The following is a 15,286-nucleotide window of genomic DNA, read 5'->3' as shown; positions in this document are numbered from 1 at the left end:
CTGCTTTTGTTGACTTACAATGCTTCGATGTCGAAGATCTCTTCATCTTCCTCTGTAGGGGGGCGATACCCTCCACGGCTAACAAAGAGCCACATGAAGCCAAAGCCAAGCGTTCCAATTAGCGTCAAGAATACACCCGTCTGATACATGCTCTGTGCACCCAGATACTGATACATCCAACCTCCGAGAATACCTCCAATGAAACCGGATATCCCACTCCAGCTTAGGGTGTAGAGCGCTTGTCCGGAAGAGCGATAAGGCCGTGGAATCAGGAGCATCGTCAATTGGGTACCTACATAGAAGAAGCCGCCGAATGTTATACAGTGTAAGATTTGAATAAACACCACTTGAAGGGCAGTAGTCGCATCAGCCATAAACCACCAACGCAAAACGAACAAACCACTGACCAATGCAAGCCAGCCGAGCAGAACAGAAATTTTACGTTTCAGGAATCGGTCACAGAGAACGAATACGCCTACCTCCAAAATGGAGGAGAGGAATACGGCAAGACCAATCATTTTTTTAGAACCGCCCAGATCCGTAATATACAAGGATATAAATGTGGTGTTCATAGTGTTTGGTATGGATACCAGAATACCAAACACTAAAAAACACAAGAAAAAAGGATTGAAAATTAACTTACTTAAGCCCTTATACGGCATCGGAGCTCTCATAATAGAATGGTTAATTTTAGGCAATACAAGAACGGATAGGATTGATGCACCTAGTAACGCTGTAAGCAGATAGGTCAAGATGGATACATCAGCCCAATCCAGGATAAAGCCGGCGACAATCGCGATCAGTGCCCACCCTATTGAACCCCAAAGCCGGAAAGAACGGAAACGCTGATTAGTTCCGTCAATATAGCTGAGAATCATTGTGTTGCTTTGAGCAAATAGTGGTCCTTGGAAGAAATAGAACAAAATAATGGCGTTGTAGATCGTTTCATATGTATTTGCTCGAAACATAAACTGTGAGAACACTAGCGTTCCGAATAACATAAGCAAAACGATACGCCGTATATTCTGAGAACGGTCTGTTAAGAACGCCCAAAATGGATTTGCAAATATGGATACTAGCGCTCCCATAGAGAATAAGACACCAATCTCTAATTTGTTCATCCCTACATCCAGCAGGTATAGTTGAAAGAAGCTGGTGAAGAGGACCATGGTTCCATATACAAAAAAATTGAACCATTTTAAAGACGTGATAGAAGATGGAATAACGCCTTTTCGCAAATGGTTCACTCCTTTCTCACTAAATATCTTGCTTGGAGTAGAGTGGCCAATAGTAGGCCCTTCTATCACTGTAACACGTGTTGAAAAGGGATACAAACACCCTTTTTTACTTTTTTACATTATTTTGGGTTTTATTTATGTTTGAGACGATAAGCGACAAAAAATGCGTGAACGCTTCCGTAGGAGGCATAAACACTAAGTGTAACGGGTATTATTTTGCCCGATGGTAATTCCGTAGGATGTCCGCACAATGCCAGATCAGCGGGTTTAACTTCAGTTTACAATCTGTAGATAGGATGGGTGTAAGGCGAGAAAGATATTGCTATGCTTTTCTCGTAGAGCTATTAAGAAAAGGGGAATTAATGTTATGAAGAAATCCGATCCCAAGCGAAAGATGGCGCTGAAGCCGTTCTTAACGCTACTAAGAGAAACCAAGCCTTCATACGGCTTATTGGCTATAGCCATTGCGCTAAGCATGATATCAACTTTGGTCAGTCTGGTCATCCCGATGTTCACTAAGAACTTGGTGGATGGCTTCTCCCTGGCTTCCGTTAGCAAGCTGCAAATTGTGGGCATTGCAGCCGCGTTTATCGCACAGACGATTGCCGGAGGAATCTCCATCTACCTGCTGAATTATGTGGGCCAGAAGATGGTTGCAGGTCTGCGGGATCGATTGTGGCGTAAATTTCTAGTTCTGCCTGTGGCTTATTATAATGACAACCGAACAGGAGAAAGTGTCAGCCGCATGACGAATGATACGGGGATCATCAAAACGCTGATTTCTGAGCATCTAGCCAGTCTATTTACCGGAGTGATCTCCATTGTAGGTTCGATCTCAGTTTTACTGTTTTTAAATTGGAAAATGACGCTTGTTCTATTTACTGTTCTTCCACTGTCTGCGCTGATTCTAGTACCGCTTGGACGGCAGATGTACAAAATTTCCAAGGGGATGCAAGACGAGACCGCTTCTTTTACCGCTACACTTAGTGGTGTTTTATCAGAGATCCGTCTAGTCAAATCCTCGGGCGCAGAGAAAAAAGAGTACGAGGCAGGCAAGAGTGGAATTATGAACCTGCTTTCCTTTGGTATTCGTGAAGGCAAGATTAGCGCGATGATCAGTCCACTCGTCTCCTTTGTTTTTATGATGTTGCTTGTAGTCATTATCGGTTATGGTGGAATGCAGGTATCTTCCGGCGTCTTGACGGCTGGAGAACTAGTCGCCTTTATTCTTTATCTTATTCAGATTATTATGCCACTTACTCAATTGACTACGTTCTTCACACAGATTCAGAAGGCAAAGGGTGCCTCAGAGCGTATTATTGAGACTCTGGCAGCAGAAGAGGAAGTATATGAAGGACAGGAAGAGGCGAACGGTGCAGAAGGACCTATCTCGGTAGAGGGTCTAAGCTTTGGATATAAAAATGGTGAGAAGGTGTTGAACGATGTAAGCTTCCAGATGCTTCCGGGTCAGGTGACGGCTATTGTCGGACCGAGCGGGGGCGGTAAGACCACGTTGTTCTCGTTGCTAGAACGTTTTTACGAGCCTCAGTCAGGTCTGATTAAGCTGGGTGACAAGCCAGTGTCTACATTCTCACTACGTTCGTGGCGGAAGCTTATAGGGTATGTCTCGCAGGAAAGTCCGCTGTTGGCCGGTACGATTGCTGAGAATTTAACCTACGGATTGGATCGGGACGTTAGCAGGGAGGAGATGCACGCAGCAGCAGCAATGGCTTATGCAGATGGCTTTATTGATGCACTTCCTGAAGGATATAATACGGATGTCGGCGAAAGAGGCGTGAAGCTGTCTGGTGGACAACGGCAACGGATTGCCATTGCCAGAGCACTACTGCGGAATCCAAAGATTCTTATGCTTGATGAAGCCACTTCCAGTTTGGATAGCCAATCAGAGGCGGTAGTGCAGAAGGCACTGTCCAATTTGATGAAGGGTCGGACTACGATTGTAATTGCTCACCGTTTGGCTACGGTTGTAAATGCAGAGCAGATTATTTTTATGGAAAAAGGTCAGATTACCGGAATGGGAAGACATGAAGAGCTGTTGGACAATCATGAGCTATACCGGGAATTTGCTACCCAGCAGCTGCAGATGAATAATCCTGAAATTCAGGACAATAAAGAGGAGGCTCCAGTGATACATGACAAAAATACTAGTAGCGGACGACGATCCGCACATCCGCGAATTGGTAGAAGTATTTCTGAGAGCTGAGGGGTTGGATGAGATTTATGGGGCTTCCGATGGACTGGAGGCTCTTCAGATTCTGGAAGGTAATAACATAGATTTAGCTATTATTGATGTGATGATGCCCAATTTGGATGGTTGGGAGCTATGCCGGAAAATACGTCAAGCTTATGATTTTCCGATATTGATGCTGACGGCTAAGGGTGAGACCTCACAAATTGTGAAGGGCTTTGAGCTGGGAAGTGATGACTATCTCGTCAAGCCCTTTGAGCCAGTGGTGCTAATTGCGCGAGTAAAGGCGCTGCTCAAGCGATATCAAATTTCTGCTGCACAAAGTGTGACCATAGGTCGATTGCGAATGAATCGCAAAACCTATGAGGTTTCCTCGGAATATGGAGAGATCACATTGCCACTTAAAGAGTTTGAGCTCCTATTTAAGCTGGCTAGCTATCCGGGTCAGACCTTGACTAGAGACAGGCTGATCGAAGAGATTTGGGGTTATGATTTTGAGGGAAATGAACGAACGCTGGATGTGCATATCAACCGTTTGCGTGAACGTTTTAATCAGGATAACTATGGGTTCGTGATTCGTACGATCCGTGGTCTTGGTTACCGGTTGGAGGCTGAGGCATGAATCGATTTAAGGAGATCATTAAGCGGATTGGGATGTCCTTTGTTTATTTCGGTGGCGTTGGGATTAGCTGGACTGCAGCTTATTTCCTAATGAACTGGATATATAGCAGGGCTGGGCGCCCCTCCTCGGATTATTTGGTCCAATTAATCAGCGTGATGGTCGGTATTGTGATCTTGTTCATGATGGCATTGGTAGTCTCCAAGCTATTTCGTGGCTGGGAACGTGTCTTTTATAGATCAATCATTGAAGGGTTAGGACGAATTGCTAAGGGTGATTTTAATGTAGTATTGGATAATAATAGGGAATACGGCGAATTCGGAGAAATTGTTGAGAGTATCAATGTAATGGCAAGTGAGCTGAGTCAGATGGAGACCATGCGCCAGGATTTTATCTCCAACGTATCGCATGAAATTCAATCTCCACTAACCTCGATTCGGGGGTTTGCTCTTGCGCTGCAGGATGAGACTCTGAATGTGGAAAGTAGGAGGCACTACCTTAATATTATCGTGGCTGAGAGCACCCGCGTATCTGGACTCAGTGATAATTTATTGAAGCTGTCCGCGCTTGAATCAGGCAATTTCCCGTTTGAAAATCAGGTTTATCGTCTGGATAAGCAGCTTAGAGATACGATTTTGGCTTCTGAGCCACAGTGGCTGGAGAAAAATATAGAGGTAGAGGCTGAATTGGAGGAAGTGAATGTAACTGCGGTAAAAGATTTAATGACCCAGGTCTGGACCAATCTTCTTCATAACAGTATTAAATTCACTCCCCAGAATGGATGTATTCATATCAAGCTTCGAACGGTAGATGAGCGGGTAGAGGTGGAGATTCAAGATAGTGGAATTGGTATCTCTGAAGAAGACTTACCTCGCATCTTTGATCGCTTCTATAAGGCAGACAAAGCTAGAACAGCGAGCGGGGGAGGTAGTGGCCTGGGCCTATCACTGGTTAAGAAGATCGTTGAGCTACATAAAGGTAAAGTAACCGTAGCCAGCCGACCCGGTGAAGGAACGGCTTTTGTAGTGAGCTTACCAATGCCAAAGAAATAAATCGGCAGTGTTTATGTAAATATGAATATTTACATAAACATGCAACAAAATCCGACATGTCTTTACAATTTTCTACTATTCTAAATATAGAATAATAGAAAATCATAAAGACATCGGAGGATTAATCATTTTGAAGAAGAGCAGAGTTCGCGTTTTTCTAACTAGTTCGCTTGCCGTTTTATTGTTAGCACCCAACTTTTCATTGCAGACAGTTTACAGTGCTTCAGGTGAATCAACGCCTGATTTGACGGCTACAGCTTCTGAACTTTCAGGGAAATGGATGACAGGTGAATACCACGCACATACTTTTGAATCGAATGATGCTCAGGAATCACTGATGAGTGTACTAGATACTGCATTTGAACAGAATGGTTTTGACTGGATGGCACTGGCGGATCATCTTCGGGTTTCTGACCGGGATGATGAAGGGATGAATATTCCTGGCGGCTCCATTCCGATGTCTCAAGGCATTGTGGATTATCAGAATGAAAAAATCAAGAAATTACAGGCAGAAGGTAAATACGCTGGCAAAATTATTTTTTCCGGCTTTGAGTGGGATATGCCCCAATATGATCATGCTGCGGTTGGGATTGTTACAGATCACCCAGGGTCCGCAGAAGCTTTGAAGGCTATTAATCAATTTGAATATTTATTTACTAATCGAGATGTAAGTATGTTCAATCCGGCAGATGTGGCTGAGTGGAGCGCAGCGGATAAGAGAGCTTTTTCTACAAAAGAAGATACTCGTACAGCTATGAAATGGCTAAGTAGCCATTATCCAGATAGCTATGTACTGATCAATCACCCCTCCAGAAAAAATGGTACAAGCGCGGAGCTTAAAATAGAGGATATCCGTGACTTTAACAATATCGATCCGAATCTTGTCTTCGGCTTTGAAGGTATGCTAGGCAATCAGATGGCGAGTGACCGAGGAGAGACGCCTGAGACTTACGGAGGTACAGACGTCAAGGTTGCACAGCTTGGAGGAATGTGGGACGCATTGCTTGGTGAGGGCCGCAGATTTTGGAATTTTGCTAACTCAGATTTTCATTTCAAAACAAAAAATGATCAATTCTCTAGCGGTTACTGGCCTGGCGAGTATTCCAAGAACTACACTTGGGTAGATGGCTCCGATATTAACGCTGTCGTAGACGGCATGCGGTCGGGCAAATCCTTTTCTGTTTTTGGTGATCTCATCAATGCATTAGAATTTAATGTGTCTGGAGATGGAGAAGAGGAAGAAATGGGCGGCGAACTGGATGTAAAACAAGGGGACGACCTAGAGCTTACCATCCGTTTCAAAAGTCCACAGCAAAATAATAATGGCGACGCCGTTAAGGTGGATCATGTAGATTTGATCTCCGGTGAAGTCAATGGCAAGGTTGAACCAGGTACACCTGAGTACACTAAAGCAACTAACAATACTACAAAAGTTCTGAAACGTTTCACAAGCGAGGACTGGACTACGGATGCCGAAGGCTACAATGTCATTAAGTACAAGGTAGGGGCAGCGGACAAGGATCGTTATTTCCGTTTAAGAGGGACTAATCTTGGTACTGATGTTGCTGGAGAAACGGTTAACGGCGAACCACAAATTGATCCGAAAAATAATACTGTCGATAACCTAACTCGTTTCGAAGAAATCAACGCCCGTAATTATAGTGATATGTGGTTTTATTCCAATCCGATTTTTGTAGATGTGGATTCGTATAGCGATCAGCAGGCAGTTAACGATACTATGACTGAGTTAGATCTTGGAGACACAAGCGCAATTAAGACGGATCTAATGTTGCCTTCTGAAGGCAAACACGGGACAAGCATTGTGTGGAAAAGCTCCAATCCGGTCCTGATGACGAATGATGGCAAAATCAAATTCCAGCCTAAGCAGGATACGAAGCTGACCTTAACAGCTACGATTCAGCGGGGATTAGCTACAGTAACAAAGGCTTTTGAAGTAACGCTTAGCGGAGATGATAGTATCACTCCATTGGCGCTTCATAGCACATTAAAGACTGAGAACGGACAAGCTTATTTAAGCGGTAACTGGACGAATCAGAGTGTTTCCGTAAGCGTGTATGCCAGCGTATATATTCCAGGCTCGGATGTATCCATTCAATTAGCGACCGATATAAACGGCAATTTCCTACCGTATGAAAGTGGGAAAGTGGTTGAGATTTCGGAAGAAGGTCAACATCAACTGCAATTTAACGCAACGGATTCTTTAGAAAATAAGACAACATTGCCGATTGCTGTGAATATCGATCGTACAGCGCCTGTGATTACCTTGAAAGGGGATAGCCATCTTAGTCTGACCCAAGGGGATGACTTCAAGGATCCTGGCGCAGACGTTACTGACAAAGTTGGGGTTGCAGGCTCTATCCTGGTGACAGGAACAGTAGATGTTCAGACTCCAGGAACCTATACACTGAAGTACAATGCCACAGATTTGGCTGGCAATGTGTCTGCTGAGGTTGTACGCACCGTAGTTGTAACCCCGGGCACTAGCAGTGGAGGGGGCAGCGGACCAGTTGCAACTCCAGTTCCTACCCCGACACCATCCCCTACAGAGCAGCCTTCTACAACTTCTCAGGTAGAATTGGATGTAAAGGCACAGCAAGGAGGAACGGGCACACTTAAAGACGTGGGCAGCTTTACGATTCCGGCTGGAGCGTTGTCTGGTAACAGTGAAATTACCTTTTCGGTTGTTGCCACTGGTGAGACGCCAGCAATGGGCGATCTTCAGGCTGTGAGTGCAGCAGTAGAGCTTACTAGTGACAAGGCAGGCATGCTCAGTAAGCCTGTGGAACTGTCCCTCAAATACGATGCGACCAAGATTACATCGGGGCACAAAGCAGCTATCTACTATTACAATGAACAGCTTAACAAGTGGGTTTATGTTGGTGGCCAGAATCAAACGGATGGTACTATAACTGCAAGCGTAAATCAGTTTGCCAAATATGCTGTGTTTAATTATCAAGCCCCATCAATTATAGATTTGAGTAATCATTGGTCTAATGAATTTACAGATCGTCTAATCGGAATGGGCATCATGAAAGGGTACGAGAATCATACCTTCCGTCCGAATGAGGATGTTACCCGGGCACAGTTCGCTTCTATGATTGTACGGGCGCTTGGTTTGCAATCTACAGGTAGCACAGTGAAATTCGCGGATCAAAGTGCGATTCCAGCTTGGGCTGCAGGTGATGTAGCAGCGGCGGTAGATGCAGGAATCCTTCGTGGATATGATGTGAACGGTAAAATGTTCTTCGAGCCTTCGGAGAAAATTACCCGTGCCGAGATGTCAGTTATGCTCGCCAATGCTTTGAAGGCTAATGCCCATAAGCAATCGGATAAAGAGGTGCACTTCGCCGATCTTGCCTCTATTCCACAATGGGCACAGGCATCCGTAAAAGCGGGTGTTGAAGCGGGGCTACTGGGTGGATTCGAAGATAATACCTTCCGATCTGAGAACAATGCAACAAGAGCGGAGGCAGCAGCGACGCTTTACAAGCTGCTCGATGCCCTGTATCTATAAGAGTGGATGGCGAAGGCTATCCTTTAATCTCCAAATGAAACGCCGCTTTCCCCAGATGGCTTGGGGGAAGCGGCGTTTTTAATGAGACAGATTAGCCTCCAATTTGAGACATACGCCGAGCCGTCGGCGTGTGGCTTTGTGCTTTTTTCTCCAAGGCTAATGCCATTTCGTGGTTATGTGGCTTGTTGCCCAGAGCTTTTCGGAATAAGGCTTGCATCGCTGCGGGATCGCTTATTAAAGGACGCACATGGTACTCATCCGCCCAATACAGACAAGCTTTGATATGACCATCAGCTGTGAGTCGCAGACGGTTGCAGTTATCGCAGAAGTGTTCGCTTACAGGATGGATTAGACCGAAGGTTCCTTGCGCTCCAATTACCCGCCGATTCTGGGAAGGGCCATTGCCAGATGGCATCTCCGCCTCCTGGGTTTCCCAACCGGCCGCAGTACAGGCTTCTATTACAGTTTCCAGCGGTAGATAGGCTTGGCGCCAAGAATCAGTAGCACTTCCGATGGGCATATATTCAATAAAACGTACATTTAGTGGACTGTTCAGAGTAAGGGAGATGAAGTCTTTGATCTCGTCATCATTAATCCCTTTCATTAATACAACATTAAGCTTAATCGGCTCCAGCCCAGCAGCTTGTGCAGCCTCGATCCCCTTAAGTACCTTGGAGACCTCTCCGCCGCGTGTAATCATAGAGAAGCGATCTTGGCGTAAAGAGTCCAGACTGATGTTCACTCGTGATAGTCCTGCTTCTTTTAGCAGTGCTGCTTTAGCTGGAAGCATTAATCCGTTCGTAGTTAGTGAAATATCATCGATCCCCGGAATGGCAGATATCATCGCCACTAGCTTCTCCAGGTCTTTGCGTACAAGAGGCTCTCCACCTGTTAGCCGTACCTTGCGTAATCCAAGTGGTGCTAGCGATTCCACAACTGCGGTGATTTCCTCATAGCTCAGAATCTCGTCCTGCGGCTGGAATTCCATCCCTTCCGCTGGCATACAATAAATGCAACGCAGGTTGCAGCGGTCGGTAACCGAAATGCGGATGTAATCGTGTAAACGCCCAAAAGGGTCCGTCAGCGGCTCCATAGCGTTGCTCCCTTCATTTGTTGGTATTTTGAATGCTTCCCGCCTTAAGAGGAGGCGAAGGTGATTATACTTGTTTAGAATTTTAAAGATCGCTCGCGGGTACGTCAATGAGCAAACTATTGAACGGGTTAAACTCCCCCTATTTGAAGAAGGAGGGTTGTGATTTAATTGCATAATAATGGACAAACTAAATAGAATGACAAAGCCGAAATTGACTGGCGAAAATGTGACAAAAGTACGACAAATGATGTGATTAGTCATAGAATGCTCACGGAAAGCATTTTTAATATCCGATATAATCTAGGTGCGGATTACTTTTACGTTCACTTTTGCGAAAACAGAAAGGATACCGGAAATTGCACGTCGATCATGTGACGGTGTGTGGCCGGGAAACCCAATGAGGAGGATTTGCAAAATGACTATGCAAACTGTTCCATCGCTCGCCGTGCCGGAGGCATTTAGCCATTGGTTGGAAAGTCGGGGATTAATATATCAGCTTTTAGTGGATTTTTTGGGCAGAAAACCATCACTCTCACTTGTGGCTCAGTGGAGCCGGAATCGTAAGATGAGTGTTGCTGCAGAGATGACAGAAGGTGGACGGGAACTGAAGCGCTATTTGAGTCAGGAACCGAATAAGCTCCCCCATATATGTGAGCAAGAGACCCAAGAGTATAAACGGCTTATGCACGAACAGACAGTAAGCTCTTTTAAATTACGTGAAGCTGCTATTCTGGGTCGTTCTGAAGATTTCTGCAACGTGCTTGCTAATGTATATACTTCCGCAGGAATCGTATTTAACAAATGTAATGGTGAAGCTGATGATCATATTGCTATTGAGCTGGAATTTATGGCAGTGATGCATGAGCGAATGTTGTACAACAGCTTCTCAATTAGAAGTGCTATGGATCTACTTGATATTCAGGTAGCCTTTTTGGAAGATCATTTACTGCAATGGACTCCACAGTTCTGCGAGAAGTTAAACGCAGCAACGAATAGTACATTGTACTTGGGACTTTCCCATATGCTCGCTGAGTTTCTACCCCTTGATCTGCAAATGCTGCGTTCCTGGAGAGCTTCGCTGGAGAGCAGTGCAACAGTAATGGTATAAGAACAGTATAATAATACAGAGCCCGGCCTATAAATTAGGTCGGGTTTTTCATGTAGAAGAAGTGTGAATAGTGATGTATATAGAGGTCCAAGTAAAAAAGAAGCTGCCTCATAAGTAGTATTCACTACTAAGGAGACAGCTTCTTCATTTAGCATGTGTACTTGATTCGCATCAAGAGTTCTAGTCAATTACCTTTTTACTGCGGAATTTCATCAGGAACTCATACACAACTGGTACTACTACAAGTGTCAGCAGCGTGGAACTGATCAAACCGCCGATAACTGTAACTCCCAGTCCTCTGGAGATGATCCCTGCACTGTTTTCAAGTCCTGTAACCAGTGGCAGCAATGCGCCAATCGTTGCAAGTGCAGTCATCAGGATTGGACGTAAACGTGTGCCGCCTGCTTCAAGCAAGGCTTGACGTGTGGTCATTCCTTCTTTTTCCTTATGAATAACGCGGTCGATGAGGACAATTGCATTCGTGACTACGATACCAATCAACATCAGCGCACCCATGAGGGAGGAGACGTTTAAGGTTTCCCCAGCGATCAGAAGGGCAACGAGTACCCCGATAACTGTGAAAGGAAGTGAGAACAGGATAGCAAATGGAGCTAATCCACCGCCAAACGTAACCACAAGCACGAAGTATACGATGGCAATAGCAGCCGCCATAGCAATACCTAATTGACCAAACGTATCATTGATCTGTTCGGTTACACCACCGAAGCTAACCGTTACGCCATCAGGTAATTCCATAGCATCTACTTTTTCTTTCACGATGTTTGAAGCACTATTGACGTCACTTGAAATAATCTCGGCAGTGACATCCACCTTCATTTTACCGTCCATCCGAGTAATCGAGTCAGGGGAAGAGCCATTTTCAATTTTGGCAACTTGACCGATTGGCACGGAAATGCCTAGTGGTGAAGTCAATGTAGCCTCTTCCATTTCTTTAATACTCTTATACGTTTCTTTATCTGTTTCGATATAGACTTTGTAGTTCTTGCCGTCCATTTCTACTTCTGTGAGTACTGGACGTGTACCTGCAGGAGCAAGCTTCATCGCAATTTGTCCCGCTGTAAGTCCAAGGGAGCTAAGCTTCTCTTGATCCGCTACAATCGTATATTGATCGTAAGCTTCTTTGAGACTTGTTTCTCCATCTTTGAAATTAGTGGTGTCAGCCTGTACGATCTTGGCGATCTCATCTGCTACCGGCTTAATTTGATCTAATTCGTCTCCGAATACATTCACGGTTAACGTGCTTCCACCCATACCTCCGCTCATCATCGCGGACATATCACCCCACACACCATCTGGGACTTCTGCGGTTAAGCCTTCGATCAACTTCTCTTTTACGCTTTCGAAATCAGGAGTATTACTATCATAAACGATGAAAAAGAGTCCTGAGTTGCTGGATCCGCCCATACCCATTGGGCCACCGCCGCCGATAGAATATTGCATCTTATCTACATGCTGCTGCGCTAAAATATATTTCTCAGCTTTCAGGCCTTGCTCTTGAACTTCTTCAGTTCTTTGCCCAGCCTTCGGTGAGTAAGTTAGCATAACGGTTTTATCTTCTTGGGAAGGCATAAAGCTAACACCGATAGGTTTGATCAGGAACAAGCTACCCGCAAGGAGAATAACCGCAACTCCGAACGTAATGAGTTTATGAGAAAGACACCAGTTCAGAATTTTTTGATAACCGGCAGACATTCTGTCTGGTTTCTCACTATGCGTTTTCTTACCTTTCAATCCATTGCGGAACAGCGAGTGAGCCATTGCAGGAACTAGGGTAATCGCAACTACCAATGAAGCGAGCAGGGCGAAGACCATGGTTAAAGCGAAAGGCAAGAACAGCTCGCCAACCATACCACTTACGAGAGCAAGCGGTAAGAACACCGCAATGGTTACAATCGTAGAGGACATGATTGGTACGAACATTTCACGTGTCGCTGCACTGATTAATTCCCGGCCTTTTAGTTTCTCGCCAGATAAGGAGAGCCGCCGGTATATGTTCTCTATGACGACAATCGAGTCATCGACTACCCGTCCGATGGCAACGGTCATCGCACCAAGGGTCATCATATTAAGCGTGATATCCATTTGACGCAGACATAACACTGCGATCAGTAGTGATAATGGAATAGAGATAATAGAAATGATCGTCGAACGAATATTCCGCAGGAAGACCAAAATGATAATTACTGCGAAAAGAGCACCAAATACTGCCTTGGACAACATTGTATTTACGGAGTCCTCAATCGGCTTACCTTGGTCAAGCAGAACTGTAAGGTCAATGCCTTTATATTGTGCTTTTAATTCTTCAGTTTTGTCCTTAACGCCATTTACGACATCAACAGTGTTGGCATCATTGGCTTTGACAATCTGGATACCGATTGATTCTTTACCATTCGTACGGGAGATGGATTCAGAATTCCCAACAACCTCAATTGTGGCAAGCTCTCCCAGCTTCACGGTCGGCAATCCCATATTTGCGGCTCCGCCAGCAGCGCCTGCACCAGCAGTACTTCCTGCACCTGCACCGGTAGCACCAGCTCCAGAAGCACCAGCGCCAGCAGCGCCCGTAGCACCAGTTGGCATAACTGGAATGGTTACATTTTTAAGATCCTCAACGGTAGTGATGTTGCCATCCACAACCACTGCCTTTTGAGCTTTGTCCATCTCGAACAGCCCTAAAGGAACACGGAGGGAAGAGCCTTGAATGATCCCTTTAACCGTATCTTCGGTCAGTCCGTATTGGCTGAGCTTCTCTTGATTGAACTTAAGCGAAACTTCTTTGACGTATTGTCCAGAGATTTGAATAGAAGCGACACCCTCAACATCTTCAAGGGCAGGGCGAATGTCATTCTCGGCAATACGGGTCAGTTCCTCAAGATCCTCTGAATCCCCATTGGATAGACTGAGGGAAACGACAGGCATTGAGCTAAGGCTAAAGCGAGAAATGGAAGGCTTCTGCGCATTGTCTGGCAGAGAGACTTCGTTTAGCGACTCACGAACTGCTGCTGTTGCATTATCTAGATTCGTACCATAATCGAACTCGATTTGGATACTGGAAGCATTCTCTAGAGAAGTGGAGGTGATCGTTTTTACACCATCCACATTACGTAGCTTCTGCTCCAACGGTTTGCTGACATCATTAACGACGCCTTCTGGTGCAGCACCCGGATAAATGGTTGTTACGCTAAGATAGGGTATACTAATATTAGGTAAGGTTTCTTGCTTCATTGTCAGTCCGCTATACAAACCGGCAAATACAATAATTATCGTCAGAAGCCAAATGGCAAATTTGTTCCTGAGCGAGAAATTAATTAAGCTTTTCATAAGTTTTGATTCTGCTCCTCTCGGGCCTTTCTTTACGAAATAGGCACCATTTTGAAAATTTATAATACTCGCTATCCATGTTCTTCTCTCTCACGAACTCTTTATAGAGCAATTAACGAAATACGCATGAATGATTTGAAAAAGAGGTAACCAGCTTCCTCAATTCTTCCAATGGTGTAGTGAGCTCTGAGCAGGATTGAAGGTTGGACAACATCCCCTGTATGATTGCTTTGCGTGGGTGTGGTAAGAGAACTTCACCTTCTAGAATGTTGAGTGATTCCAGCAAATCGGCTGACTCTGCGGGTTCTATACTATCTAATTTACTGACCACAGTCTTCATGTCCTTAATGATCTGCAGTGGATTCTTGCGCTTACTCTCCTCATTTTCCTCCATCCAGCTTGCTAGAATACTAGAGTTGATGAGAGGAGCCTGCTTACTTGTAAGAAGACCAGAAACAATAATATCCAATAGATTCATAAGATGATCAGCCATAACGGCAAGGGACAAATGGGTATCCTGACGAAAAATAACCGCAATATATGATTTGATTAGTCCATGACCAACAATACATAAATCTCCGGTATAGGGAACAATGTCTTTTCCATAAAGGGTCTCCATCTTCACCTGAAACCAGCGCAAGAAGGAAGCATTGTTTCTACGTAGCCATTCCGGTACTTCAGCATCAAATCCTTTTCCGGCAACTTCCTGAATTTGACGCTGTAAGAACTCACGCAATTCGTAAACATGGCTCAGTAAAATTTCTATTTGATTCCTAAGCTTCTCACGTGGTGTTCTTTGGGTTTCTTGTTCTTCACGTAATAAGGGATCACGAATCATTCGGTAACAATAGAGGAAAATACTTCGTTCCAGTTCTTCTTTCGATTTGAATACTAGATACAAGCTTCCCTTCGAAATTCCGCATAATTCGGCGATCTCTTGCATGGACGTGGAAGAAGAGCCTTTCACAGCGAATAATTGCATGGCGATCTTAATAATCTGTTCCTGCTTGTCCACAGTTTTATCACTCATTGGGGGGATAACCTCCTTTCTGACTACTCAGTTCTATAATTGACTAATCGGTCAAAATAA

9 protein-coding genes are annotated in these 15,286 nt (G+C 44.8%); 5 read left to right on the top strand and 4 right to left on the bottom strand.

Annotated features, from left to right (window positions below):
• Positions 1-14 precede the first annotated feature (14 nt).
• Positions 15-1,247, bottom strand: a complete 1,233-nt coding sequence (locus QNH28_RS27875) for an MFS transporter (protein WP_481858417.1) — start codon at positions 1,245-1,247, stop codon at positions 15-17.
• Between the two features lie 358 nt (positions 1,248-1,605).
• Between QNH28_RS27875 and QNH28_RS27870 the strand changes: the two genes are divergently transcribed.
• The 4 genes from QNH28_RS27870 (at position 1,606) to QNH28_RS27855 (ending at position 8,653) form a co-directional block, all read left to right on the top strand.
• Positions 1,606-3,462 (top strand): ABC transporter ATP-binding protein, encoded by a 1,857-nt coding sequence (locus QNH28_RS27870; protein WP_283909374.1) that lies wholly within the window; start codon positions 1,606-1,608, stop codon positions 3,460-3,462.
• Entirely contained in the window at positions 3,392-4,069 is a 678-nt protein-coding gene (locus tag QNH28_RS27865) for a response regulator transcription factor (protein ID WP_283909373.1), read from the top strand. The genes QNH28_RS27870 and QNH28_RS27865 overlap by 71 nt, the downstream gene beginning before the upstream one ends.
• On the top strand, positions 4,066-5,118 hold the full coding sequence (locus tag QNH28_RS27860) for a sensor histidine kinase (protein ID WP_283909372.1): 1,053 nt from the start codon (positions 4,066-4,068) through the stop codon (positions 5,116-5,118). The genes QNH28_RS27865 and QNH28_RS27860 overlap by 4 nt, the downstream gene beginning before the upstream one ends.
• A gap of 130 nt (positions 5,119-5,248) precedes the next feature.
• On the top strand, positions 5,249-8,653 hold the full coding sequence (locus tag QNH28_RS27855) for an S-layer homology domain-containing protein (RefSeq protein WP_283909371.1): 3,405 nt from the start codon (positions 5,249-5,251) through the stop codon (positions 8,651-8,653).
• 91 nt (positions 8,654-8,744) lie between these two features.
• Here the strand turns inward: QNH28_RS27855 and moaA are convergent, their stop codons facing one another.
• Entirely contained in the window at positions 8,745-9,746 is a 1,002-nt protein-coding gene (gene moaA / locus QNH28_RS27850) for a GTP 3',8-cyclase MoaA (RefSeq protein ID WP_283909370.1), read from the bottom strand.
• A 415-nt stretch (positions 9,747-10,161) separates the two neighbouring features.
• Here moaA and QNH28_RS27845 point away from each other — a divergent pair, with 415 nt between their 5' ends.
• Positions 10,162-10,854 carry a TorD/DmsD family molecular chaperone gene (locus QNH28_RS27845; RefSeq protein WP_283909369.1) on the top strand — a complete coding sequence of 231 codons (693 nt, stop codon included), beginning with the start codon at positions 10,162-10,164 and terminating at the stop codon, positions 10,852-10,854.
• Positions 10,855-11,034: 180 nt separating this feature from the next.
• Here the strand turns inward: QNH28_RS27845 and QNH28_RS27840 are convergent, their stop codons facing one another.
• Both QNH28_RS27840 and QNH28_RS27835 read right to left on the bottom strand, forming a co-directional pair.
• Positions 11,035-14,196 carry an efflux RND transporter permease subunit gene (locus QNH28_RS27840; RefSeq protein ID WP_283909368.1) on the bottom strand — a complete coding sequence of 1,054 codons (3,162 nt, stop codon included), beginning with the start codon at positions 14,194-14,196 and terminating at the stop codon, positions 11,035-11,037.
• A 112-nt stretch (positions 14,197-14,308) separates the two neighbouring features.
• Complete coding sequence (locus tag QNH28_RS27835) at positions 14,309-15,226, bottom strand: TetR/AcrR family transcriptional regulator (protein ID WP_283909367.1); 918 nt, start codon at positions 15,224-15,226, stop codon at positions 14,309-14,311.
• Between the last annotated feature and the right edge of the window lie 60 nt (positions 15,227-15,286).

Source organism: Paenibacillus sp. G2S3, from assembly GCF_030123105.1.
Lineage (GTDB): Bacteria > Bacillota > Bacilli > Paenibacillales > Paenibacillaceae > Paenibacillus_AQ.
The sequence above is the reverse complement of the archived record's forward strand: the minus strand, read 5'-3'. Positions and strand labels throughout refer to the sequence as shown.